Here is a 24,579-nt window from a genome sequence, read left to right on the forward strand (position 1 = left end):
TCCCGGAGACGTACTGATGGACATCACCGAATTCAATCGCGACTTCTTCTCCCTGGACGGCAAGAACGCCGTCGTCACCGGTGGCAACACCGGCCTCGGCAAGGCGTTCTCGCTGGCTCTGGCCAAGGCGGGCGCCAACGTGTTCGTGCCCAGCGTGATGCCGGACGACGGCACGACCGCGAAGCTGATCGAGGCCGAGGGCCGCCGGATGGAGTTCCTCCAGGCCGATCTCACCCAGCCGGGTGTCCCGGCCGAGATCGTCCAGGGCTGCGTGGATGCCTTCGGCTCGCTGGACATCGTCGTGAACTCCGCCGGCATCAGCAATCTCGCGTCCGTCCAGGAGTTCGGCCGCGCAGAGTGGGACCCGATGATCGACATCAACCTGACCGCGCCGTTCGAACTGAGCCACGAGGCCATCAAGTTCATGATCCCGCAGCGCTCCGGCAAGATCATCAACATCGCCTCGATGTTCTCCTTCCTGGGCGGCCAGTGGTCCCCGGCCTACGCCGCCACCAAGCACGGCATCGCCGGTTTCACCAAGGCCTACTGCGACGAGCTCGCGCAGTACAACATCCAGGTCAACGCGATCGCCCCTGGCTATTTCGCCACGAAGATCACCGCGGAGACGCGCGCCGACCCCGAGACCAACCAGCGTGTGCTCGACCACATCCCGGCCGGGCGCTGGGGCGACGTCGCCGACCTCATGGGTGCGACCGTGTTCCTCGCCTCCCGCGCTTCCGACTACGTCAACGGGCACGTCCTGCCCGTCGACGGCGGCTACCTGGTCCGCTGACCGGGCCCCCCACCTTCACCCGTCAGCCCTCCGCCTCCCCCCGAGAAGCGCCTCCCCCCAAAGAAGCAAGAGGAAAGATTCACCATGGCACCGTCCGTCTCCAAGCTGGACCGAGAGAACATCGTCGCCGGGCTCACCCGCCTGGTAGGCCCCGAGAAGGTCGTCACCGACGAGGAGCAGCTGCGCGAGGCGAGCGTGGACCGCTTCAAGAAGTTCACCTCCGTCCACGGCATCTACGACGGCCCCTTCCCCTGCGCCATCGTGAAGGCGAAGAGCACCGCCGACGTCGCCGACGTCCTGCGGTTCGCGAACGAGAACCTGATCAACGTGGTCGCCCGCACCGGCCGTACCGGCACGGAGGGCGGTCTGGAGACGGCCGTCCAGGACACGATCGTCCTCGACGGCTCCGGCATCGACGAGATCGTCAAGATCGACGCCGAGAACATGCAGGTGACCGTCGGCTGCGGCGTACCGCTGCAGAAGCTCGAGGACGTCCTGCGCGAACAGGGCCTGACGACCGGCCACTCCCCGCAGTCCAAGCCGCTGGCCCAGTACGGCGGCCTGGTCTCCACCCGCTCCATCGGCCAGCTGTCCACTCTCTACGGCGCCATCGAGGACATGGTCGTCGGGCTGGAGGCGGTCTTCCCCGACGGCACCGTCTCGAGGATCAAGAACGTCCCTCGCCGTGCGGCCGGCCCGGACATCCGGCACATCGTCATCGGCAACGAGGGCGCCCTGTGCTACATCACCGAGGTCACCGTCAAGGTCTTCCCGTACCGGCCGGAGAACAACGAGTACCACGGCTTCCTCGTCGACGACATGGCCACCGGTGTGGCCATCATCCGTGAGGTGGTCACGGGCGGCTACCGCCCGTCCGTGGTGCGCGTCTACTCGCCCGAGGACGCCCGCCAGCACTTCTCGCACTTCTACGACGGCAGGTGCGTCGTCGTCTTCGTCGCCGAGGGTCCGAAGGGGCTGGTCAAGGCGACGAGCGAGGAGATCCGGCGGGTCGCCGGCCGGCACGGGCACACCGCGGTCGACCCCGAGCTCATCTCCACCTGGTTCGCCAACCTCAACTGGGGCCAGGACAAGATCGACGCGGAGAAGGAGACCATGCTCCGCGAGAACGAGCTGGGCTACACCACCGAGGTCTCCGTCGACTGGTCCCACACCGTCGAGCTCTACGACAAGGTCGTCGGCCGGATCCGCGACGAGTACCCGCACGCCGACGACCTGATCATGCTCGGCGCGCACTCCTCGCACTCCTACCAGACCGGCACGAACCTCTACTTCGTGTACGACTACAAGATCAACTGTGAGCCGCGGGAGGAGATCGCGAAGTACCATATCCCGCTCAACGCGATCATCGTCGAAGAAGCCCTCAAGGTCGGTGGCTCCATGGTCCACCACCACGGCGTCGGCAAGTACCGCACCCCGTGGACCAAGCAGGAGCACGGCTCCGCCTACCACATGCTCGCCAAGCTCAAGGCGGCCTTCGACCCGAACGGCATCATGAACAAGGGCACGATCTTCCCGATCGAGGACTGAGCCGCATCCCGGTGCCGGACCGCTCACGGGGCGGTCCGGCACACCGACTCCCCATCCTTCGATCCCTCTCACCTCCCGCCCGGACGACGACGTCCGGGCCCCGCACCCCCGGAGTGGGCATGTCCCGGTACTTCATCGGCATCGACAACGGCTCCCAGTCGTCCAAGGTCAGCGTCTTCGACGAGCACGGCCGCGTCGTCAGTGAGGGTCGCAGCGCCCTGCGCCCCTACGACACCCCGCGCCCCGGTGTCGTCGAGCATCCGGACGACGACCTGTGGACCTCGATCGGCGCCGCGGCCCGCGAGGCGATGGCGGCCTTCCCCGGGGACCCGGCCGACATCGCGGGCGCCGGCCTGTGCACCATCCGGTTCTGCCGCGCGGTCCTGAAGGCCGACGGGACCCTCGCCCAGCCGGTCATGAGCTGGATGGACGCCCGCGTCTCCCGGCCCTACGAGCGGGCGACCCCCGACGCCGCCTACGTCACCACGTCCTCCGGCTACATCACGCACCGCATGACCGGGCAGTTCCGGGACACCGCCGCCAACTACGCCGGCATGTGGCCCCTGGATTCCGACACCTTCGGCTGGACGAGCGACGACTCCCGGATCGCCGAGGCCGGCCTCGACCGCTCGATGCTCTTCGAGCTCGTCCAGCCCGGCGACATCCTCGGCGCCGTCACCGAGGCAGCCGCCGCCCACACCGGCATCCCCGCCGGGCTGCCCGTCGTCGCCACCGCCAACGACAAGGCAGTCGAAGCCCTCGGCTCCGGACTGCGCTGCGCGGACACTCTCCTCGTCTCCCTCGGTACCTACGTCGCCGGCATGACCACCGGCAGCCGCAACGTCAAGGACGGCACCGACTTCTGGACCAACTACGCCGCCACCCCGCACGCCTACCTCTACGAAAGCAGCGGTGTACGGCGCGGCATGTGGACGGTCAGCTGGTACCGCGACCTGCTCGGCGAGGAGGTGGCCGCCCCGGCCAGGGAGGCGGGCATCAGCGCGGAGGAGTACATCAACCGCCAGGCGGCCCTCGTCCCGCCCGGCTCCGAGGGACTGATCACCGTCCTCGACTGGCTCGCTCCCACCGAGGCCCCCTACCGCAAGGGCTCCATCCTCGGCTTCGACGGCCGCCAGGGCCGCTTCCACGTCTACCGCTCGATCCTCGAAGCGCTCGCGCTGACGATCAGGGAGACGGCCGGCAAGATGGCGGCCGAACTCGGCACCCGGTTCGAGGAAGTCGTCGTCTCCGGCGGCGGCTCCGCCTCCGACGTCATCATGCAGATCTTCGCGGACGTCTTCGACGTACCCGCCCGCCGCGCCGCCGCCGGTGGCGCCGGCCTCGGCGCGGCCCTCACCGCCGCCGTCGCCACCGGCACCTACCCGGACTTCGACGGCGCCGTGGACGCCATGGTCCGCACGGGCGAGGCCTTCACGCCCGTCCCGGCCAACCATGCCCTCTACACGAAGCTCCGGAAGATCCACGCCGAGGCGCGCCGCCACACCGACGGCCTCTACCGGGAGTCCTACGAGCTGTTCGGCTGAGAGGCCACGTCCCGCCTAAGGACTGTGGTGGTGGGGCTTGAGGTCCTGTTCGGCCCAGACGACCTTGCCGCCCCAGGTCGAGCGGGAGCCCCATCGGCGGGACAGCTTGCCCACAAGAAGGAGACCCCGGCCGTTCTCGTCCGTGGTGCGCGCGCGACGCGGCTGGGGGGCGCAGCTGTTGGCGTCGAACACTTCGCAGGTCAGCACGTTGTGCCGGATGAGCCGCAGTCCGATCGGTACCGTGCCGTGGGTGATGGCGTTGGTGACGAGTTCGCCGACGATCAGTTTCGTGGGGTCCACGAGATCCTCCAGGCCCCATTCCTTCAGTTGTCCCGCGGCCAGCCTGCGTGCGTCGCGGACGGCGGAGTGGTCGCTGGGCAGGGCCCAGGAGGCCAGTTGGCTCCGGTCGAGGGAGCGGGTGCGGACCAGCAGGAGCGTGACGTCGTCGAACGGCGGCTCGTCGGGAAGGGTCTTGGTGGCGATGTCGCAGAGGTCGTCCAGCGACCGGCCCGGTTCTGCGAGGGCGGTGGCCAGGCGGTGCATGCCCGCTTCGATGTCGTGGTCCCGCCTTTCGACCAGGCCGTCGGTGTACAGCGCGAGGATGCTGCCTTCGGCCAGTTCCAGCTCCACGGACTCCACCGGCTCTCCGAGACCGACACCCAGCGGTGTTCCGGTGGGCAGCTCGGGGTAGGTGACCCCGCCGTACGGGTCGACGATCGCGGGCGGCGGGTGCCCGGCGGACGCCATGGTGCACCTGCGGGTCGCGGGGTCGTAGACCGCGTACAGACAGGTGGCACCGGTGGTCACGGGGACCTGCTCCGGGGCGTCACACTCTTCCTCGCCCAGCCGGTGAACGGTGTCGTCGAGGTGGGTCAGCAGTTCGTCGGGGGGCAGTTCCATGTCGGCGAGCGTGTGGACCGCGGTGCGGAGCCTGCCCATGGTCGCCGCGGCGTGGAGGCCGTGGCCGACCACATCACCGACGACGAGTCCGACCCGGGCGCCGGACAACGGGATCACGTCGAACCAGTCACCTCCGACACCGTGGTCCATGTCGGCCGGCAGATAGCGCGAGGCCACGTCGACGGCCGTGCCGCCCGTCAGGCGGCGGGGCAGCAGATTGCGCTGGAGTGTGAGCGCCGCGGTCTGCTCGCGGGCGTACCGGCGCGCGTTGTCCAGCGACAGTGCGGCGCGGTTCACGAGTTCCTCGGCCAGGCGCAGATCGGCCTCCTGGAACGACGAGGGCTCGTGACTGCGCAGGAACAGCACCGAGCCCAGCACGGCGCGCCGCGTACGGATCGGCACGATCATCAGCGAGTGCATACCGTAGGTGCGAAGTCTCCGTGCCAGTGCCGGGCTGCGGTCCAGCCACGTCCCGGCACCGCTTTCCAGCACCGGCTCCAGCTGGGACCTGCCGGTACGCAGGGCGGCGAGCAGGGGCGAGGCCGACGGAACGACGATCGGCTCGCCGCGCCGCCATGGAGATTCCGGAGCCCCGCGGCGGACGGAGGCAAGGCCTGCGCGCCGGAGGCTCGGAAGGCGCGTGCCCGTCGTACCGATGAACATCGGGGGGCCCTCACCGAACGCGGCCGAGAGTTCCAGGTCCACGGCGACGTAGTCGGCGAGCAGGGGTACGGCCAGGTCGGCCAGCTCCTGGCCGGCCTGCATCACGTCCAGGGTGCTGCCCAGACGCCCGCTCGCCTCGCTGACGGTCGCCAGGCGCTCGCGAGCCAGCCGGCTCTCGGTGACGTCGGCAGTGATCACACACACGGCGAGTGCCTGGCCGTCGGCGCCCAGAAGGCAGTGGAACGAGACCGCGCACGGACGCTCTTCTCCCAGGTCGGTCGGCAGCCACGTCCGGTACTCGTAACCCTTGGTCGCACCCCTTTGGAGAACCTGTCGCATCATCGCCTCGATGACTTCGGCCTCGGCACAGGGCTGCGCGTCGATGAAGCGGCGTCCGAGCCGTCGGCCAGGGGGGACGCCGTCGTGGTGTTCGATCGTGTCGTTCAGCCAGACACACCGCAGCTGCGCGTCCCGGATGACGACACCGATCGGCGCTCGTGCGAGGAGCGGCCCCCGCACCGTCTCGTCGATCACGTCCCCGGCCAGAGAGCCGGTGTCGGCCAGAGTGACGAGCCATCGCGTCGCCCCCCCGATTCCGTCCAGCTCCGTGATCCGCAGGCTGACGTCGAGCACCCGGCCGTCGCGGTGGCGCGCCTGCGTGGTTCCCGGCCAGCCGTTCCGGGCCCGGCACCGCTCCACGAAGGCGGAAACCGTCGGCTGTCCCACGAAGGACGGCAGCACAAGACCGGCCGAGCGGCCCACCGCCTCCCCTGCGGAGTGGCCGACAAGCCGCTCGGCGACCTGTGTCCACCCGACCACGGTCCCCCGTTCGTCGAGCAGGGCGACAGCGGCGTCGGAAAGGGCATTCACGTCCAACTGCTGCTTGCATGCTGTGACTGGACCCGCGTCGACTGTGGTCATTGAGTTGCTGCCCTCCAACGGCGGAAGCACTGGCGAAGTGGAGTGTGAAAGATTTCAGCCCTTTGCCCTATTGACCGGAGAGAGGACCGATTTGTGACTGTGCGGCGTTGTCACTGTTGACCGCGCCGCCTGCGTCGCGAGCCCGGCCGCAGGATGGCTCGTAGATTGGGGTACACGGCATCGCGTTCACGGACCACGGAGAGCGCGTATGACAACGGACATCGATTTCACGGCGTTCTTCGACGCCACACCGAGCCCGTACCTCGTCCTGGACGCGGACCTGGTCATTCATCACGTCAACCCCGCGTACCTGCAGGCCACCGGCCGGACGAGGGACCAGCTCATCGGCCACTACTTCTTCGACGCCCTCCCGGCGAGTCCGGCCACCTTCGACGACGCACAGCAGAACGTGAAGGCGTCACCGTGCCGGGTCCTCGACACCGCGAAGCCCGACACCCTGGTGCTGCAGCGGTACGACATCCCGGCGCTCGACGAGCCGGGCTGACCACGGCCCTGGCCCAGGAAGGGGCCCTCTCCCCCGGTGAGCTGGCCGACGCCCTGCTGGCCCGCCTCGATGTCACGCGAGGCGCCGCCGACGACATCGCCCTCATCGTGATCCGCCTCTGACCCTTCCGTCACCGGCGGCGGCCGCGCCCCGCTCGGCTGCGGCGCCGGAGCCGAGCGAACGCCACGGCGAGGACCGCGAGGCCCGCCGCGACGGCCGCCGCCCGTTCGGCCACCGGCAGCCCGGCCGTACGCACCAGATCGAGCGGTTCCGGCTCGGGCCTGCCGACGGGTGCCGCCTCGCCCTCCGCCGGCCGGGCCGGTCCCTGCTCCGCGGCCGGGGCCGGCGCGGCCAGCCGGTCCGCCAGGCACGCCGCGAACTGGCCCACCAGCCGGTCGCCCACCTCCGCCAGCACCCCACGCCCGAACTGGGCCGGCCGGCCGGTCACCGAGAGATCGGTCCGCACCGACACCGCCGTACCGTCGTCCCTGCCGCTCAGCGAGCCGGTGAGCGTCGCCCTGGCCGTGCCCTGTCCGCGGGTCTCCCGGCCGCTCGCCACGAGCACCATGCGGTGCGCCGACTCGTCCCTCTCCGCGAAGACCGCGGTGCCCCGGTAGGCCACCGTGATCGGGCCGACCTTGACCTTGACGGAACCGGTCACGGTCTCGCCGTCGAAATTCTCCACCGTCGCGCCCGGCAGGCACGGCGCGACGCGTTCGATGTCGAGGAGCGCGTGCCAGGCCTCGTCGACCGGGACGGGAACGGTGAACTCGTGCTGCAACTCCATGACTTCCTCCTCGGCTCACGGGTGTGGTCCGTCAGGTATGCCGCGCTGCCCGGCCGGCGTCCGCGCCGCCAGCCGCTCCCCGCACCACCGCCGCCAGCCGTTCCAGTGCGGCGAGGCTGTGCCCCTCGACGAAGGCGTCGACGCTGGGCAGGGCCGCGGCCATGCCGGCGGCCAGGGGCACGTAGCCGGGGCGCGCCTTGCGCGGGTTGGCCCAGACCACCTGGTGGGCCAGGGCGTGCAGCCGGCGCATCTGCGCGCCGAGCAGTTTTGGATCACCGCGTTCCCAGCCGTCCGACAGGAGTACGACGACGGCGCCGCGCGCCATGCCGCGCTGTCCCCAGCGGTTGAGGAACTCGCGGAGCAGTTCGCCGAGCCGGGTGCCGCCGCGCCAGTCCGGCACGGCGGCGGCGAGGGCGGCCATCGCCACGTCCGGATCGCGGTGCGACAGTTCTCGGGTCGCCCTGGTCAGCCGGGTACCGATGGTGAACACCTCGGTGCGGCCGCCCCGCACCGCGGCGTGCGCGAACCGCAGCAACGCGTCGGCGTACGGCGCCATCGAACCGCTCACGTCGACGAGCAGCACGACGCGGCGGGGCCGCTCCACGCGCGCGTGCCGCCGCAGCCGGGCCGGTTCGCCGCCGCGCCGCAGCCACTCCCGTACCGTCCGGCGGGGGTCGAGGCCGCCGCGCCGGGCGGGCCGCCGCCGAGCCGCGCGCCGGGTCTGCCCCTGGAGCGCGAAGGCAGCGAGCAGGCGCCGCAGCTGGGCGCGCTCGGCGGCGTCGAGGCCGGCGAAGTCACGGTGGCGCAGCACCTCGGCGGAGCTGGCCAGCGTGGCCGTGGGCGGCCCGGACGGCTCGCGGTCGCCCGTGCCGCCCGGCGCCGCGACGGTCTGCCGCGCGGCCGGCCGCAGCCGGGGCGGGAGGGTGGTGCGCGACGGGCGTCGAGCCGAGGCGTCTCGGGTGGCGAAGTACGCCGCGAACACCCGCTCGTACCGGTCGAGGTCGTCGTGGCCGCCGCACAGCGTCGCCCGCCCCGCCCAGTACACCTCCGCGCGGATCCCGGGCCGCAACAGGTCGACGGCGCGCAGGAAGGCGTACAGCCGTTCCGTACCGGCGTCGAGCCCTGCCGCCCGCAGCGCCCGGACGAATCCCAGCAGCACGGCGTCCGCCCCGAGCGGCCGGGTGCCCGGTGCCCCGGCCGTCGCGTCCACCGCGGCAGCATCGCCTTCCGCCGTGCCCGTCACGTCACGACCCCCGGGCCGTCAGGGCCGCCGCGAGATCCAGGTCCCGGGCCCGGTCCGTGTCCTCCCGGTACTTCAGCACGGACCCCAGCGTGGCCACGGCAAGTTCCGCGTCGACCTCATCCGCGCCCAGTGTGTCCAGGGCCTGGGCCCAGTCGATCGTCTCGGCCACCCCGGGGGGCTTGACCAGGTCCGCGCCACGCAGCGCCTGCACGAGCGCGGTGACCTGCTCGGCCAGCCGCGCGGACACCTCGGGGAGCCGCCGCCGCACGATGGCGAGCTCGCGGTCGAAGGAGGGGTGGTCGAACCAGTGGTACAGACACCGCCGCTTCAGCGCGTCGTGCACCTCCCGGGTCCGGTTCGAGGTCAGGACCACGACCGGCGGCTGCTCCGCCCGGAGGGTGCCGAGTTCCGGGATCGTGACCGCGTACTCGGAGAGCAGCTCCAGCAGGAACGCCTCGAACTCGTCGTCGGCCCGGTCGATCTCGTCGACCAGCAGTACCGAGGGGTGGGTCTGCAGGGCCCGCAGCAAAGGCCGCGCGAGGAGGAAGCGGCGGTCGTACAGCTCGCTCTCCAGGCGGTCGGCGTCGGTCACCCCGGACGCCTCGGCAGCCCGCAGGTGCAGCAACTGGCGTGGGAAGTCCCAGTCGTACAGGGCCTGGGAGGCGTCGATGCCCTCGTGGCACTGGAGGCGGATGAGCGGCGCGCCGAGCGCTTCGGCGAGGGCCGTCGCGAGGGCCGTCTTGCCGACGCCCGCGTCGCCCTCGCAGAACAGCGGCCGGTGCATCCTCAGGGCCAGGAAGCAGGTGACGGCCAGCCCCTCGTCGACGAGGTATCCCGTCTCCTCCAGGCGTGCCCGCACCTGCTCCGGGTCGTCCATCCGGGTGATGGGCGCTCACCCCCAGCCGGTGGCGGCCAGCACCGCCCGCCGGGTCAGCACGCGCGCGAGGTGACGCCGGTACTCGGGGTCGGCGGCGAGGTCCTGCGAGGGCCGAGTGCCCTCGGCAGCCGCCTCGGCGGCCCGCGCGACGGCCTCGGGACCGTCCGCGCCGGCCATCGTCTCCTCGGCAGCCGTGGCCCGCAGCGGGGTCGAGCCCATGTTGGCCAGTCCGACGCGCGCCTCGGTGACGTGCCCGTCGTCGCGCCGCACCAGCGCCGCGACGCCCACGATGGGCCAGGACTGGGCGACCGGATGGAACTTCTCGTAGTGGAAGCTCCAGCCGCCGGTCTTCGGGACGCGTACCTCGACCAGGAGTTCGTCGGGGGCCAGCGCCGTCTGGAGGTAGTCGACGAAGAAGTCCCGGACCGCGATCGTGCGCCGTCCGGCGGGTCCCGCCACGACCAGGTCGGCGTCCAGGGCCAGCGCCACGGCGGGCAGGTCCGCGGCCGGATCGGCGTGTGCGAGGGAGCCACCGAGGGTGCCGCGGTGCCGCACCGCCGGGTCGGCCACGGTGGCCGTGGCGTCGGCCAGCAGTCCGGCGTGGCGGCGTACCAGCGGGTCGTTGACCACCTCGTGGTGCGTGGTCATGGCACCGATGGCCAGCATGTCGCCGTCCTCGCGGACGCCGCGCAGCTCGGGGATCCGGCCGACGTCCACGACGAGTTCGGGGAAGGCCAGCCGCATCCGCAGCAGCGGCAGCAGGCTCTGTCCGCCGGCCAGGACCTTGCCGTCCTCGCCCGCGTCGGCGAGCGTGCGCACCGCCTCGGCGACGGTCTCGGGGCGGGCGTACTCGAAGGGGGGAGGAATCATGCCGGGCCTTCCTTGTCCGATGCGCCGTACTGGCCCACGTCGCCCGACCTGGCCGCCTGCGCGGACTGGCCGGACTGCGCGGGGCCCGTCCCCGCGTCCTCGCCGGACACGCCGGACACGCCGGAGTCACCGGCTCGCGCCGCCTGGACGGCCTGCCACACCCGGTGCGGCGAGCAGGGCATCCGGACGTCCCGCACGCCGATCGGCCGCAGCGCGTCGACCACGGCGTTCACCACGGCGGGCGTCGACGCGATCGTCCCGGCCTCGCCGACTCCCTTGACGCCCAGGGAGTTGTCGGCCGCCGGCGTCCGGGTCCGGTCGGTGACGAAGTCCGGCAGGTCCGCCGCCGACGGTACGAGGTAGTCCGCCATGGTGCCGGAGACGAGGTTGCCCTCGTCGTCGTAGACGGCTTCCTCGAACAGTGCCTGCGCGATGCCCTGGGCGAGCCCGCCGTGCACCTGCCCCTCGACGATCATCGGGTTGACGACGGTGCCCACGTCGTCCACGCAGACGTAGCGGCGGATCCGCGTCCTGCCGGTCTCCGTGTCGACCTCGACCGCGCACAGGTGGGTGCCGTGCGGGAAGGAGAAGTTCTCCGGGTCGAGCACCGTCTCGGCGTTGATGGACGGCTCGATGCCGTCCGGCAGGTCGTGCGAGGTGAACACCTCGAAGGCGATCTCCTGGATGCTCCTGCGGGCCTCGGGTGAGCCCTTGACGGAGAAGACGCCGCCGTTGAACTCCAGGTCCTGCTCGCTCGCCTCCAGCAGGTGCGCGGCGACCTTGCGTGCCTTGTCGACCACCTTGACCGCGGCCCGGTGCACCGCCTCGCCGCCGACCGCCAGCGACCGGGAGCCGTAGGTGTCCATGCCCTGCGGCGCCGTCTTGGTGTCGCCGTGGATCACCTCGATGTCCTCGAAGGGCACGCCGAGCGCGTCCGCCGCGATCTGGCTCCAGCAGGTCTCGTGGCCCTGCCCGTGCGGGCTGGTGCCGGTGACGACCTCGACCTTGCCGGTCGGCAGCATGCGGATGCTCGCCGCCTCCCAGCCGCCTGCCGCGTACCGGAGGTCGCGCAGCACCCGGCTCGGCGCGAGACCGCACATCTCCGTGAACGTCGACACGCCGATGCCCAGGCGTACCGGGTCGCCGCGTTCGTTGCGCTCACGCTGCTCCGCGCGTAGGTCGTCGTAGCCGAACAGGGACAGCGCCTTGTCCGTCGCCGCCTCGTAGTTGCCGCTGTCGTAGGTGAGTCCGGCGATGGTGGTGTAGGGGAACTCCTCGTGCCGGATCCAGTTCCGGCGGCGCACCTCGAGAGGATCCAGGCCCAGTTCGACGGCCAGCTCGTCCATGATCCGTTCGATGGCGTACGTGGCCTCCGGGCGGCCGGCGCCGCGGTAGGCGTCGGTGGGGGTGCGGGTGGTGAAGACGCCGGTGCAGGTGAACTCGTAGGCGTCCATCTTGTAGATCGCCGGGTACATGAACGCGCCCAGGATCGGGATGCCCGGGGTGACGAGCATCAGGTAGGCGCCCATGTCGGCGAGCAGGTCCACCTTCAGGCCGAGCAGCTTCCCCTCGCGGGTGGCGCGGCGATCTCGATGTCCTGGATCATGCCGCGGCCGTGGTGGGTGGCGAGGTAGCCCTCGGAGCGGGACTCGGTCCACTTCACCGGGCGGCCGAGTTCGCGGGCCACGGTCAGGGCGAGGGCCTCCTCGCCGTACACCTGGAGCTTGGAGCCGAAGCCGCCGCCGACGTCGGGGGCGACGACGCGCAGTTTGTGCTCGGGGACGCCGGTGACGGTGGCGAGCATGATCCGCAGGATGTGCGGGATCTGGGTGGCCGAGTAGACCGTGTACTCGCCGGAGGCGGCGAGTGGTGTGACGACCACCGCACGCGGTTCCATGGCGTTGGGGATGAGCCGCTGCTGGTGGTAGCGGCGTTTCAGGGTCACCTCGGCGCGTTCCCGTACCGCCTCGAAGCTCTCGCCGGTGGCGAGCGGCCAGGTGTAGCAGCGGTTGGTGCCCTTGTCGGCGTGGACGAGCGGGGCGCCCTCGGCGAGCGCCGCCTCCAGGTCGAGGACCGGGGGCAGCGGTTCGTAGTCGACCTCGACCGACTCCAGCGCGTCGGCCGCCGCGTACCGGTCGCGGGCGACGACGACCGCCACCGGATCTCCGGCGTGGCGGACCTCGTCCACGGCGATCGGCGGGTGGTCGGGCAGCACGATGTCCTCGGTCACCGGCCAGGCGCACGGCAGCGAGCCGAGCCCTTCGGCGAGGTCGGCGCCGCTGAACGCGGCCACCACACCGCGACGTGCCAGGGCGGGGCGGACGTCCACGCGGGTGAGGCGGGCGTGCGCCATCGGGCTGCGCAGTACGGCCATGTGCAGCATGCCCGCGACCTGGATGTTGTCGGTCCAGTTGGTCTGGCCGGTGATCAGCCGGGCGTCCTCCTTGCGCCGCCGGGAGCGGCCGACCTCGTTCTCCAACGCCTGATCGGTCATGCCGTGGCCTCCTCGCCGACCTGTCGCCCGGAGGAGTCCTCCCGTTCCAGGACGACCTCTCCTTCGGAGACGGCCCTCTGCCCGGCCGCGGCGAGCACGGCGCGGACGATGTTCTGGTAACCGGTGCAGCGGCACAGGTTCCCTTCCAGCGCCTGCCGGACGTCGCCGGGCGTCGGTAGCGGATTCTCGCGCAGCAGGTCGCGTGCCGCCATGATCATCCCGGGTGTGCAGAAGCCGCACTGCAGGCCGTGGTGCTCGTGGAAGGCGCGCTGCAGCGTCGTCCACTCACCGTCCTTCGCCAGCCCCTGGATGGTGGTCACGTCGCCGCCGTCGGCCTGCACGGCCAGCACCGAACAGCTCTTGACGGTGACCCCGTCCAGGTCCACCGTGCACGCTCCGCAGTTCGAGGTGTCGCAGCCGATCGGGGTACCGGTGAGGCCGAGGCGGTCGCGCAGATAGTGGGCGAGGAGGAGACGGGGTTCCACGTCGTCCTCGTACGTCGTGCCGTCCACGTTCACCTTGACATGGGTCATGCGCCCTCCAGGCCGTGCGGGCAGGAGTGAGGGAATCAGCCACAGTGGCGTGATGTAGGTCACTCTAGGTCCACCCCTGGGAAGCGGCGAGTGCTGCGGCGGCCAGGTGCTGAACGGTGATCCACCGCGGCCGGCGGAGCGCCCGGCAGCCCCGTCCGGGCGCCGGGCACACCGCCGGGTGGGCGCAGGAGGGTGAGAGTGGCGGGGACTCCACCCTCCTCACCTTCACTGCTCCCGCATGCCCCAGGGGGACCCGTACTCGGTGAGAAGGTCCAGGAAGGGCCGCGCCGGGAAGGCCTCCGGGCCGAGGACGCCCTTGCCGGTCCACCGGCCCGACGCGAGGAGCTCCAGCGCGACCACCGGGTTGACCGCCGTCTGCCACACCACGGCCTGGCAGCCGTACTCCGTCATGGACCACTGGTTGTCCACGACGGAGTACAGGTACACCTCGCGCCGCTTCCCGTCCTTCAGGCCCCGCACCAGGGTGCCGGCACAGGTCTTGCCCCGCATGCGCTCGCCCAGCGTGGCCGGGTCGGGCAGACACGCCGCGACGACGTCCCGGGGCGAGACGGCGACCGGGCCGTCGGGGCCGGGCACGGTGACGGGCTCCGTGCTGTCGAGCCCCAGCAGACGCAGGGTCTTCAAGGTGTCGATGAACGCGCTGCCCAGGCCGTACTTGAACGTGACGCGCCGCGCGTCGATCCACCGTGGCACGAGGAGGACCTCTTCGTGCTCGACGTTCACACACTCGACGGGGCCGATGCCCTCGGGGAAGTCGAACACCTCGGGTTCGCTGAACGGCGCCGTGGTGAACCACCCCCGCTCCGCCTCGTAGATCACCGGCGGATTGAGGCACTCCTCGATGGTCGTCCAGATGCTGAAGGACGGTGCGAACGCGAGGCCGTCGACGGTGAGGTCGGCTCCGTCCCGAATGCCGATCTCCTCGATCTCGTCGAAGAGTTCGTCGGCCGCGTGGCGTGCGAAGACGTCGGAAAGGCCCGGCTCGACACCCATGCCGACCAGCGCCAGAGCGCCGCTCTGCGCCCACTGTGCCGCCTGCGCGAACTGCGTGTCGCCGAGCTTCACCCCGCACTCCGCGTACGGGCGCTCGGGATGCGGCCGGGACAAGGACATCGCCATGTCCAGGTAGGTGACGCCGGCGTCGCGTGCCGCCTGGAACAGGGGCATGACGAAGCGCGGGTCGGTGGCGTTGAGCAGTACGTCGCACTCGTGGCGGCGCAGCAGCGCCGTGACCGCCTGTTCGTCCTGGGCATCCACCTGCTCGGCCCGGAAGCGATCGCCGCGATCCCCCAGGGCCGCGACGGCCGCCTCGGCCCGCGAGCGGTCGTAGTCGGCCACGACCATGGTGTCGAGGAACTGCCGGCGGGCCGCGATCCGGGTGATCGCCGTGCCCACACCACCGGCTCCCACGAGTAGTACGCGCATGATCAGTATCGCCTCTCGGTCGGGTGTCGATCGGAATCGGAGGGGGCCCCGGCCCGAATCAAAGGCGTCCCGCCCGCATAAGGTCAATGACGTTGGCATAAGACACACCCGTTCCAAGGAGCCGAAGTGCCGAAGCCCGTCGTCCGCGAGGAACACCGGCGGCGGCGCCGCCCCACCAGGAGCGGCACCGTGCTGTCCGGCAGCGCGTTCGTCGACGCGGCCCTGCGGCTGCTGCGCGAGCATGGGGGCGCGGGGCTCACCGCCCGCCGCCTGGGGCTGGTCCTCGACTGCGACCCGAGCACGCTGTACCGCTACTTCCGGGGGATGGACGACCTGATCCTCGCCATCGGCGACCGGCTCATCGGGCAGGCCCTCGACGGCTGGCGGCCCACCGGGAACTGGCGGAACGATCTGCGCACCGTGGGCCTTCGGATCCACGCCGCGTACACCGCCCACCCCCAGGCGGCCGTACTGACCGCGAGCCGCGTCTCGGGACGCGCCAACGAACTGGCCGCCGACGAAGCGGTCCTGGACATCCTGCGCACGGCGGGCTTCCCCTTGCCGGACACCGTGCGCATCTACCACGCGTTCATCGACCAGACCCTGGCCTTCGCCGCCCTCGACGCCGCCTCGCTCGCCCTGCCGAAGCAGTCGCTGTGCTCGGACGAGGAGATGTGGCGCTCGACGTACGCGACGCTGCCCGCCGAGGCGTACCCCCGGATCGCCGAGGCGGCGCCCCTGCTGGCCTCGCGCATGCCCACCAGCGCGTACCCGACCGCCCTGCAGATGATCCTGGACAGCGTGGCTGCCCAGTGGGACGGGCTGGGAGGCCGGGGAGACCGGTGAAGCAGGCGGTGCGGCGGCCCTCGGCGCGGTCCACTCGCGGGCCGCCTCCGCCTCGGGCTGGTCGCCGACCGCCCCGCCTCAGCCTGGTCGCAGACCGCCCCGCCTCAGCCTGGTCGCCGACCGCTTCCGCGTCCGCCCCGGGCTGGTCGCCGACCGCCTCCGCGTCAGGCTGGTCGTCGCCGGGCGTCGCCCGGCCCACGCTGATCACGACCCCCGCTGCGGTCGCGAGGCGAAGGCGGCGGCGACGGGTCGTCCGCCTGCCGACGAGCGGTGGGGCGGTTTTCGCGAGACGCTGAGATCGGGGGACGGACCCGGCAGGGGCGACGGGCGGCAATGAAGCGCGCCCCGCGGCAGCGACGCACAAGCAGCAGACACCCGCACCTAGCGAGGAAGGCGGGCCGCCATGACCTCATCGGACACGGGTGCCACCGGGCGGAGCCACGACGGGACGGCTCCGGTCTTCGCGGTCAGGCTGAGCGTCAACGATCAGGAGCGACGGCTCGACGTGGATCCACGCACCTCTCTGCTCGACGCGCTGCGCGAGCATCTGCGCCTGAGCGGGACCAAGAAGGGCTGTGACCACGGCCAGTGCGGCGCCTGCACGGTGCTGATCAACGGCCGGCGCGTCAACTCCTGCCTGACGCTGGCCGTCATGCACGAGGACGACGAGATCGTCACGGTCGAAGGCCTGGGCGCTCCCGAAGACATGCACCCCATGCAACGCGCCTTCGTCGACAACGACGGCTTCCAGTGCGGGTATTGCACGCCGGGCCAGATCTGTTCGGCGGTCGGCATGCTCGCGGAGGTGGAGGCGGGCTGGCCCAGTCACGCCACCGCCGACGTGGCCTCGCCGCACATCGCGTTGACGGACGAGGAGATCCGCGAGCGGATGAGCGGCAACATCTGCCGGTGCGCCGCCTATCCGAACATCGTCGCGGCCATACGGAGCACGGCGGAAGGCGGCACACCATGAGGTCCTTCACCTACGAGCGGGCGACGGACGCACAGGCCGCCCTCGCCGCGGTGTCCAGGGACGGCGCCAAGTTCATCAGCGGTGGCACCAACCTGCTCGACCTGATGAAGCTCGACATCGAGACGCCCAGCCATCTCGTCGACATCAGCCGGCTGCCCCTGCGGAGCATCGAGGAACTCCCGGACAGCGGACTGCGTATCGGCTCCCAGGCGGCCAACTCCGACGTGGCCGCGGACGAACGCGTACGTGCACGCTATCCGGTGCTGTCGGAGGCGCTGGTGGCCGGCGCCTCGGGCCAGTTGCGCAACAAGGCCTCCACCGGGGGGAACCTGCTGCAGCGCACGCGCTGCCCGTACTTCTACGACACCGCCGCGGGCTGCAACAAGCGTGAACCCGGCTCCGGTTGCTCCGCCATCGGCGGGTTCAACCGGATGCACGCGATCCTCGGCGCCGGCGACTCCTGCATCGCCACCCAGCCCTCGGACATGGCCGTCGCGCTCACCGTCCTGGAGGCGGAGATCGAACTGCTCGACGCCGACGAGGCGGTACGCCGCGTCGCCATCGCCGACTTCTACCGGCTGCCGGGCGACACACCGCACATCGAGACCGAGCTGCGGCCCGGCGAGATGATCACGGGCGTCGTCCTGCCGCCGCCCCCGCCGGGCCGGCAGAGGTACCGCAAGGTGCGCGACCGGGCCTCCTACGAGTTCGCGCTGGTCTCCGTGGCCACCGTCGTCTCGGTCGAGCGGGGAACGCTCCACGGGGCGCGCGTGGCGTTCGGTGGTGTGGCGCACAAGCCATGGCGGTCCGTCGAGGCGGAGGCCGCGCTGACCGGCCGTCCGGCCACGACGTCCACCTACCGCGCGGCGGCCGAGGAGGCCATGCGCGACGCGGTCGGGCAGGGACACAACGACTTCAAGATCGACCTGGCGAAGCGCACGCTCTGCCGGACGCTGGCGCAGGTGGCCGGGGCGAGCTGAGGAGGCCGCATGATCGGGCAGGCAGTGAACCGGGTCGACGGCCCGCTGAAGGCGACCGGCAGGGCGGCCTACGCCTACGAGCACTGGGAGGCCGGGCAGCCGCTTTACGGCTTCATCGTCGGCTCGACGATCGGCAAGGGCCGCATCACCCGGATCGACACGGACAGCGCCGACCGCGCACCGGGCGTGCACTGGGTGATGACCCATCTCAACGTCCCGGAGCAGGGCCCGCGCGACGAGTCCCTCCCGTTCGAGTACTGGCGCGCCCAGCCGGAGATGACCGGCCCCGAGATCCACTACTACGGCGAACCGGTCGCCCTCGTCGTCGCGGAGACCTTCGAGCAGGCCCGCGGCGCCGCCGAGCTCGTCGAGGTCGAATACCGGGAGGGGCGGGGCCGTTTCGACTTCGGCGAGTACGAGGACGACTCGTACGTTCCCAAGGTGGTCAACGCCGGCCTGCCCACCGACACCGCGGTGGGCGATTTCGACGCCGGGTTCGCCGGTGCGGACGTCCAGGTCGACCAGCGGTACTCGACGCCGTACGAGTTCTCCCTGCCCATCGAGCCCAACGCCTGTCTGGCGGAGCCGCGTGGCGAGGACCTGGTCGTCTACGTCAGCTCGCAGATCGTCGACGCGGCGCAGGTCTCGGTCGCCGGCACGCTGCGGATGGACCCGGAGCGGGTCCATGTCGTCGCCCCGTTCGTCGGCGGCGGTTTCGGCTCCAAGCTCGGCATCCATTCCGAGACCATCCTGGCCGCGCTCGCCGCACGCACGCTGCGCCGGCCGGTCAAGGTCGCGCTGACCCGCCAGCAGGTCTTCCAGCTCGTGGGCATGCGCCCCATATCGAGCCAGCGGGTCCGGCTGGGCGCGGGGCGCGACGGACGGCTGACCGCGATCGCCCACGACGTCACCATGCACACCAACCCCGACATCGAGTACGCCGAGCAGACCGCCGCCACCGTCCGCAGCCTCTACGCCGCCCCGCACAGGCTCACCAGCCACCGGCTCACGGCACTCGACCTGCCACGGGGCACGGACGTCCGCGCGCCCGGCGAGGCACCGGGCATGCTGGCGGTCGAGTCCGCGATGGACGAACTGGCCGACGCGCTGCGGATGGACCCGGTCGAGCTGCGGATCCGCAACGAGCCCACCCTCGATCCCGAGCGGAACGTGCCGTACAGCGACCGGCACATGGTCGAGTGCCTGCGCGAGGGCGCGCACCGGTTCGGCTGGGAGAACCGCCCGGTCACCCCGGCGAGCGCGCGTGAGGGACGATGGCTGGTCGGCTACGGCATGTCGGCCGCCATCCGGGGACACTTCCAGGGGCCGACCGCCGTACGTGTGCGGCTCGACGCCGACGGCACCGCGGTCGTCCTGACGGACATGACCGACATCGGTACGGGCACCTACACCATCCTCACCCAGGTCGTGGCCGACGGACTCGGACTTCCGCTCGAACGGGTGCGGGTCGATCTCGGCCGTTCCGACAACCCCACCAGCTGGGGGTCGGGAGGCTCGTGGGGCGCCACCAACTCGTGCACCGCCGCGCACCGGGCGTGCATGGCCCTGCGCGAGCGGCTGCTGGACGCGGCACGCGGCGACGCGGGTTCCCCGCTGCACGGCCTGGATCCGGCCGACGCCGTGTTCTCGGACGGCGACGTGGGTGTCGGCGGTGCGTCGGAGGCGCTGAGCGCGATCGTCGCGCGCAGCAGTCCCGAGGGCATGGAGGCGGAGGGCCAGGTCCGCTACATGGGCGACGATCCGAACTACGCCGACTACTCGATCAACACCTACGGGGCCCATTTCGCCGAGGTCGGGGTCGACGCGGACACCGCCGAGATCCGTCTGCGGCGCATGCTCGGCGTGTTCTCGGTGGGCCGTGTCTTCAACCCCAGGACGACCCGCTCGCAGCTGATCGGCGGCATGATCTGGGGCGTCGGCGCGGCACTCGAGGAGGAGGCCGTCGTCGACACGCGGTCCGGCGCGTTCGTCAACCGCGATCTGGCGGGGTATCTGGTGCCGGTCCACGCCGACATCCCCGCGGTCGAGGCCGTGGTCCTCGACGGGTACGACGACAAGGCCAACCCCCTGGGCGCGAAGGGCGTCGGTGAGGTCGGCATCTGCGGGGCCGGTGCCGCTGTCGCGAACGCGGTCTTCAACGCCACCGGGGTGCGGGTGCGTGACTTCCCGATCACCATCGAGAAGGTGCTGCCGGGTCTGCCCCTGCTGGATTCCTGAAACCGGGCCGGTCAGGCCCACCGCCCGCCCTGCGGCTCCACCAGCAATAGCGGTCAAGGTATTGCCCTCGACTGCTCCCCCTGCTTACAGTCTCGCCATCCTCGAATCGATTCGACGGGGGCGCGTGCTCACTTGTCGAATCGATTCGACGCGCGGACCGGACAGCCCCTCAGACGGGCGGACAGGGGCGAAGGATGGCCACGATCAAGGACGTTGCCGAGCGGGCGGGGGTGGCGCCCAGCACCGTCTCCTACGTGCTCAGCGGCTCACGCAAGATCTCCGACGACACCCGGCGCGCCGTCCAGGCCGCCATCGACGAACTCGGCTATCACCCCCGCGCCAGCGCCCGCACCCTGCGCAGTGCCCGCACCCGCGTGCTCGCGCTCGCCGTGCCGCGTGTGCCCGGTGAGTACCGTGCGATCGACGGCAGGTTCGCCGTCGACGTCACCGACGCCGCCCGCGGCCACGACCACGACGTACTCCTCATCACCGACGAGGACGGCGTCGGCGGTCTGCGCCGGGTGGCCCGCAGCGGCCTCGCGGACGCGGCCGTGCTGATGGCCGTCGAGGAGCGCGATCCCCGCATGGAGGTCCTGCAGGAGTTGCGGTTCCCGGCAGCCCTCCTCGGCCATGACGGTCATGCCGCACTGCCCTGGACCGATCTCGACTGGGAGGCCGCGGTCGCCCTCGCCCTGCGAGAGGCGGTGGCGGCCGGCCACCGGCGGATCGTCTTCCTGTCGTCGGCCGAGCACGAGATCGCCGCTCGCCGCGGTTACGCGCTGCGAGGCCTCGACGGCGCCCGGCGCGCGGCCCGCGAGACCGGCGCGGAGGTGCGCGTGGTCTCCTCCCACCGGGACCCGGACGTCCTCGGGCGCCGACTGCGCGAGGCACTGACCGCCCGTCCAGCGCCGACCGCGCTGGTCGTCCAGCATCTGATCCTCCTCCCCCACCTGCTCGACGCGGTGACCGCGGCCGGGCGGCGGGTCAGCGAGGACCTGTCCGTCGTCCTCGTCGGCAGCCTTCCGGACGAGCTGGGCATCCGGCACCTGCCGCGGATCGACCTGCCCGTCGCGGAGATGTCCGCTGCCGTCGCGCGGCTCGCCGTCGAGGCAGTCGAACTCGGCTGCGGCACACCGGAGTCCGCCTCCCCCGCACCGCCGTGCCACCCGATTCAGCCGCACATGGCCGGGCCCGCCATCGCCCCGCCGGCCCGCGACTGAGCAGACCGGTCCGCCCTTGCACGGCGGGCCGGCGATCCGCCATGCCCCAGATCACCGCATGTCCAGAGACGCACATGTAAGGGAGAACGACCATGCCGTCCCTGCCAGGACGCAGCAGAGCGGGAGCCGGGAGAGCCGGAGGCGTGCGTGTCCCCGCGCTCGCCGCGACGCTCGCGTGCGCCGCCGCAGCGCTGAGCCTGACCGGCTGCGCCGCGAAGCCCGACCCGGGCACGGTCACCGTGCTCAACTCGGCGACCGACACCGCCGAACACACCGCCAACCAGCAGTTCTTCGACCGATGTGCCAAGCCGCTCGGCGTCAAGGTCGAGCAGGTCAGCGTCCCCGCCGACCAGATAACCTCCAAGGCGCTGCGCATGGCGTCGTCCGACTCCCTCACCGACATCCTGGAGCTCGACGGCTCGGAGCTGCCGCAGTTCGCACAGACCGAGGGGCTGCGCCCGCTGAAGGAGGCCGGCGTCGACACGTCCGGCTTCTCCGCGAGCGCCACCTCCCTCGGCTCGTACGACGGTGTCCAGTACGGCATCGCCCGGTCCGTCAACTCACTGGCCCTGATCTACAACACCGACCTCCTCGAGGAGGCGGGCATCGCCCCGCCCCGGACCTGGGCCGAACTGCGCGACGCCGCGAAACGGCTGACCGCGGGCGACACGTACGGGATGGCCTTCAGCGCGAGCCCCAACGCGGACGGCGTGTACCAGTTCCTGCCCTTCTTCTGGTCCGCCGGCGGCGACGAGGCGAAGCTCGACAACGGCAGGGGCGAGGCCGCGCTCCAGCTCTGGAAGGACCTCGTCTCGGACGGCTCGGCGTCGAGGTCGGTCGTCAACTGGAACCAGCAGGACGTCAACGACCAGTTCGTGGCGGGCCGCGCGGCCATGATGATCAACGGTCCCTGGCAGGTGCCGGTCCTCAGCGCCCAGAAGAACGTGGACTGGGCCGTCGCGAGCATCCCCGTCCCCGAGGCGAGGGAGGCCGCCGTACCCCCCATCGGCGGCACCGTCATGGCCGTACCGAAGAACGACGACGACCCGGCCCGCGAGAAGAGGGCCGGAGAGCTGCTCAACTGCCTCAACTCCGAGCAGAACCAGCTCCAGTGGGGCGAGTCCGTGAACAACGTGCCCACACGCGCCGCGGCCGCCGAGGCGTACGCGACCCAGAACCCGAAGCTCGCCGCCTTCGCCGAACTGGTCACCACGGCACGCTCACGGACCGCGAAGGTCGGCACCGGGTGGCCCGTGGTCGGTGACGCGCTGGCCGGCGCCTTCCAGTCCGTGCTGACCGGGCGCACCAGCCCGGAACAGGCCCTGCACCGGGCGCAGCAGCAGGCTTCGGCGGGGAAGTGAGGCACCGCCCATGACCACCATCACCTCGATCGCGCCCGCCGACACCACGGGCAGGACGCGCCCGCGCACGCACCGGGCGCCCCGGCGGCATCGGCTGCTGCGCTGGCTCTTCGTCGCCCCGGCCCTCACCTACATGGGGCTGTTCTTCGGATACCCGCTGGTCAACAATTTCGTGATCAGTTTCCAGCACTACACGCCGAAGACGTACTTCACGGGCGAGGCGCCCTTCAACGGCCTGGCCAACTGGCGGGCCGTCTTCGCCGACGAGTTGTTCGCCGACGCGCTGTGGCACACGGCGCTCTTCACCCTGGGCTCGCTGCTCGGCCAGTTCACCATCGGTCTCGCCCTCGCCGTCTTCTTCTCCCGGCGCTTCCGGCTCTCCGGACTCGTCCGCGCCGTGCTGCTGCTGCCGTGGCTCGTCCCGATGGTGGTGTCGGCCGTCGTGTGGCGCCGCATCCTCGACCAGGAGCACGGCATGCTCAACACGGTGCTGCACGCGGTCGGCCTGGTCTCCGCGGACGGTGTCCCCTGGCTCAGCAGTCCCGGTGTGGCGCTGCTGTCGGTGATCCTGGTCAACATCTGGATAGGCATCCCGTTCAACATGGTGATCCTCTACGGCGGGCTCCAGGAGATACCGCGCGACCTGTACGAGGCCGCCGCGCTGGACGGCTCCGGCCCGTGGCGGACGTTCCGCAGCATCACCCTGCCGATGCTGCGGCCGGTGATCACCGTCGTCCTGGTGCTGGGCTTCATGTCGACCGTCAAGATCCTCGACCTGATCCTCGCGCTCACCTCCGGCGGCCCGGCGGACTCCACGCAGACACTGGGCACGGTCACGTACCAGCTGTCCTTCCTGCAGCTCGACTTCGGCCAGGGCGCCGTCGTGGGCAATGTCCTGATCCTCGTCAGCGCGGTGTTCGCCGTGCTGTACCTGCGGGCCGACCGCGCCGACTTCGGCAAGGGAAAGTGACCGACCATGAAGCAACCCACGAACGCGCGGACGAACCGGCTCGCCCGTTCCGCCCGTCTACGCTCGGCCTGGAACACCACCGCCGCGCTGCTGATCCTCGCCCTGCTGCTCTTCCCGGTGTACTGGATGCTCAACACCGCGCTCCAGCCCGAGTCGAGCATCGCGGCCACGCGGTGGTTGCCGACGTCGCCCAGCCTGGAGAACTTCGACACGGCGCTCCGTACCCAGGGCGGTTCGCTGCTCACCAGCCTCGCTGTCGCGCTGGGCGCCGTCCTCGTCTGCCTCGCGCTGGCCGCGCCCGCCGCCTACGGGCTCGCCCAGTTCGGCCTGCGCGGCGGCCAGGGCATCGTGTTCACCACACTGATCACCCAGATGGTGCCGGGCATCGTCGTCGCCAACGCCATGTACAGCGCCTACGCGGAGCTGGGGCTGGTCAACTCCTACCTCGGGCTCGTCCTCGCGGACGCCTCGCTCGGGCTACCGTTCGCGATCGTGCTGCTGCGGGCGTTCATGGTCTCCATCCCCACCGAGGTGGTGGAGGCCGCCATGGTCGACGGGGCCAACCGGTTCACCGCGTTTCTCCGGATCGTCCTGCCGATGAGCCGCAACGCGCTGATCACAGCGGGGCTGTTCACCTTCCTCTTCGCCTGGTCGGACTTCATCTTCGCGCTGACCCTCAACACCACGGACGACGTCAAGCCGATCACGCTCGGCATCTACCAGTTCGTGGGCGCGCACGTCAGCGACTGGGGCGCGGTGATGGCGACCGCCGTGCTCTCCGCCGTGCCGGCCGCTGTGCTGCTCGTCGTCGCCCAGAAGTACATCGCCGCCGGCATCACCGGCGGATCGGTCAAGTAGGACGGTTTC

19 protein-coding genes and 1 pseudogene are annotated in these 24,579 nt (G+C 71.3%); 12 read left to right on the forward strand and 8 right to left on the reverse strand.

Annotated features, from left to right (window positions below):
* Window positions 1-16: 16 nt before the first annotated feature.
* The 3 genes from ACGF8A_RS13275 (at window position 17) to ACGF8A_RS13285 (ending at window position 3,885) form a co-directional block, all read left to right on the forward strand.
* The gene (locus ACGF8A_RS13275) at window positions 17-793 is read left to right on the forward strand and encodes an SDR family NAD(P)-dependent oxidoreductase (RefSeq protein ID WP_393107384.1); all 777 of its coding nucleotides are present in this window, start codon (window positions 17-19) and stop codon (window positions 791-793) included.
* Between the two features lie 84 nt (window positions 794-877).
* Window positions 878-2,341 carry an FAD-binding oxidoreductase gene (locus ACGF8A_RS13280; RefSeq protein WP_393107386.1) on the forward strand — a complete coding sequence of 488 codons (1,464 nt, stop codon included), beginning with the start codon at window positions 878-880 and terminating at the stop codon, window positions 2,339-2,341.
* A 119-nt stretch (window positions 2,342-2,460) separates the two neighbouring features.
* The gene (locus ACGF8A_RS13285; protein ID WP_393107388.1) at window positions 2,461-3,885 is read left to right on the forward strand and encodes an FGGY-family carbohydrate kinase; all 1,425 of its coding nucleotides are present in this window, start codon (window positions 2,461-2,463) and stop codon (window positions 3,883-3,885) included.
* 15 nt (window positions 3,886-3,900) lie between these two features.
* Here the strand turns inward: ACGF8A_RS13285 and ACGF8A_RS13290 are convergent, their stop codons facing one another.
* The gene (locus ACGF8A_RS13290; protein ID WP_393107390.1) at window positions 3,901-6,318 is read right to left on the reverse strand and encodes a SpoIIE family protein phosphatase; all 2,418 of its coding nucleotides are present in this window, start codon (window positions 6,316-6,318) and stop codon (window positions 3,901-3,903) included.
* Between the two features lie 259 nt (window positions 6,319-6,577).
* On the opposite strand from ACGF8A_RS13290, the gene ACGF8A_RS13295 reads away from it, so the two are divergent.
* Window positions 6,578-6,874: a PAS domain-containing protein gene (locus tag ACGF8A_RS13295; RefSeq protein WP_393107392.1), complete on the forward strand. Its 297-nt coding sequence runs from the start codon at window positions 6,578-6,580 to the stop codon at window positions 6,872-6,874.
* A 130-nt stretch (window positions 6,875-7,004) separates the two neighbouring features.
* On the opposite strand, the gene ACGF8A_RS13300 is transcribed toward ACGF8A_RS13295, so the two are convergent.
* From ACGF8A_RS13300 to ACGF8A_RS13330, 7 genes and pseudogenes are all read right to left on the reverse strand, one after another.
* The gene (locus ACGF8A_RS13300) at window positions 7,005-7,661 is read right to left on the reverse strand and encodes an SRPBCC family protein (protein ID WP_393107394.1); all 657 of its coding nucleotides are present in this window, start codon (window positions 7,659-7,661) and stop codon (window positions 7,005-7,007) included.
* A gap of 31 nt (window positions 7,662-7,692) precedes the next feature.
* Window positions 7,693-8,871 (reverse strand): VWA domain-containing protein, encoded by a 1,179-nt coding sequence (locus tag ACGF8A_RS13305; RefSeq protein WP_393107396.1) that lies wholly within the window; start codon window positions 8,869-8,871, stop codon window positions 7,693-7,695.
* 34 nt (window positions 8,872-8,905) lie between these two features.
* The gene (locus tag ACGF8A_RS13310; protein WP_393107398.1) at window positions 8,906-9,781 is read right to left on the reverse strand and encodes an AAA family ATPase; all 876 of its coding nucleotides are present in this window, start codon (window positions 9,779-9,781) and stop codon (window positions 8,906-8,908) included.
* A gap of 15 nt (window positions 9,782-9,796) precedes the next feature.
* Window positions 9,797-10,651: an FAD binding domain-containing protein gene (locus ACGF8A_RS13315; RefSeq protein WP_393107400.1), complete on the reverse strand. Its 855-nt coding sequence runs from the start codon at window positions 10,649-10,651 to the stop codon at window positions 9,797-9,799.
* A pseudogene (locus ACGF8A_RS13320) lies at window positions 10,648-13,145 on the reverse strand (xanthine dehydrogenase family protein molybdopterin-binding subunit). Before ACGF8A_RS13320 ends, ACGF8A_RS13315 begins: the two are co-directional and overlap by 4 nt.
* On the reverse strand, window positions 13,142-13,678 hold the full coding sequence (locus tag ACGF8A_RS13325) for a (2Fe-2S)-binding protein (protein ID WP_393107402.1): 537 nt from the start codon (window positions 13,676-13,678) through the stop codon (window positions 13,142-13,144). The pseudogene ACGF8A_RS13320 and the gene ACGF8A_RS13325 overlap by 4 nt, the downstream one beginning before the upstream one ends.
* A gap of 225 nt (window positions 13,679-13,903) precedes the next feature.
* Window positions 13,904-15,124: a saccharopine dehydrogenase family protein gene (locus tag ACGF8A_RS13330; protein WP_393107404.1), complete on the reverse strand. Its 1,221-nt coding sequence runs from the start codon at window positions 15,122-15,124 to the stop codon at window positions 13,904-13,906.
* A 126-nt stretch (window positions 15,125-15,250) separates the two neighbouring features.
* On the opposite strand from ACGF8A_RS13330, the gene ACGF8A_RS13335 reads away from it, so the two are divergent.
* The 8 genes from ACGF8A_RS13335 (at window position 15,251) to ACGF8A_RS13370 (ending at window position 24,570) form a co-directional block, all read left to right on the forward strand.
* A complete protein-coding gene (locus ACGF8A_RS13335) occupies window positions 15,251-15,970 on the forward strand; it encodes a TetR/AcrR family transcriptional regulator (protein ID WP_393107406.1) in 720 nt (239 codons plus the stop codon).
* A 403-nt stretch (window positions 15,971-16,373) separates the two neighbouring features.
* Window positions 16,374-16,943, forward strand: a complete 570-nt coding sequence (locus ACGF8A_RS13340) for a 2Fe-2S iron-sulfur cluster-binding protein (protein ID WP_393107408.1) — start codon at window positions 16,374-16,376, stop codon at window positions 16,941-16,943.
* Window positions 16,940-17,923 (forward strand): FAD binding domain-containing protein, encoded by a 984-nt coding sequence (locus ACGF8A_RS13345; protein WP_393107410.1) that lies wholly within the window; start codon window positions 16,940-16,942, stop codon window positions 17,921-17,923. The genes ACGF8A_RS13340 and ACGF8A_RS13345 overlap by 4 nt, the downstream gene beginning before the upstream one ends.
* 9 nt (window positions 17,924-17,932) lie before the next feature.
* On the forward strand, window positions 17,933-20,161 hold the full coding sequence (locus ACGF8A_RS13350) for a molybdopterin cofactor-binding domain-containing protein (RefSeq protein WP_393107412.1): 2,229 nt from the start codon (window positions 17,933-17,935) through the stop codon (window positions 20,159-20,161).
* Between the two features lie 194 nt (window positions 20,162-20,355).
* On the forward strand, window positions 20,356-21,381 hold the full coding sequence (locus tag ACGF8A_RS13355) for a LacI family DNA-binding transcriptional regulator (RefSeq protein WP_393107414.1): 1,026 nt from the start codon (window positions 20,356-20,358) through the stop codon (window positions 21,379-21,381).
* Between the two features lie 92 nt (window positions 21,382-21,473).
* Window positions 21,474-22,742 (forward strand): ABC transporter substrate-binding protein, encoded by a 1,269-nt coding sequence (locus ACGF8A_RS13360; protein WP_393107416.1) that lies wholly within the window; start codon window positions 21,474-21,476, stop codon window positions 22,740-22,742.
* 10 nt (window positions 22,743-22,752) lie between these two features.
* A complete protein-coding gene (locus ACGF8A_RS13365) occupies window positions 22,753-23,712 on the forward strand; it encodes a carbohydrate ABC transporter permease (RefSeq protein WP_393107418.1) in 960 nt (319 codons plus the stop codon).
* A gap of 6 nt (window positions 23,713-23,718) precedes the next feature.
* Complete coding sequence (locus tag ACGF8A_RS13370; RefSeq protein ID WP_393107420.1) at window positions 23,719-24,570, forward strand: carbohydrate ABC transporter permease; 852 nt, start codon at window positions 23,719-23,721, stop codon at window positions 24,568-24,570.
* The last annotated feature ends 9 nt before the right edge of the window (window positions 24,571-24,579 follow it).

This window comes from Streptomyces sp. NPDC047706 (assembly GCF_043204795.1).
Classification (GTDB): domain Bacteria; phylum Actinomycetota; class Actinomycetes; order Streptomycetales; family Streptomycetaceae; genus Streptomyces.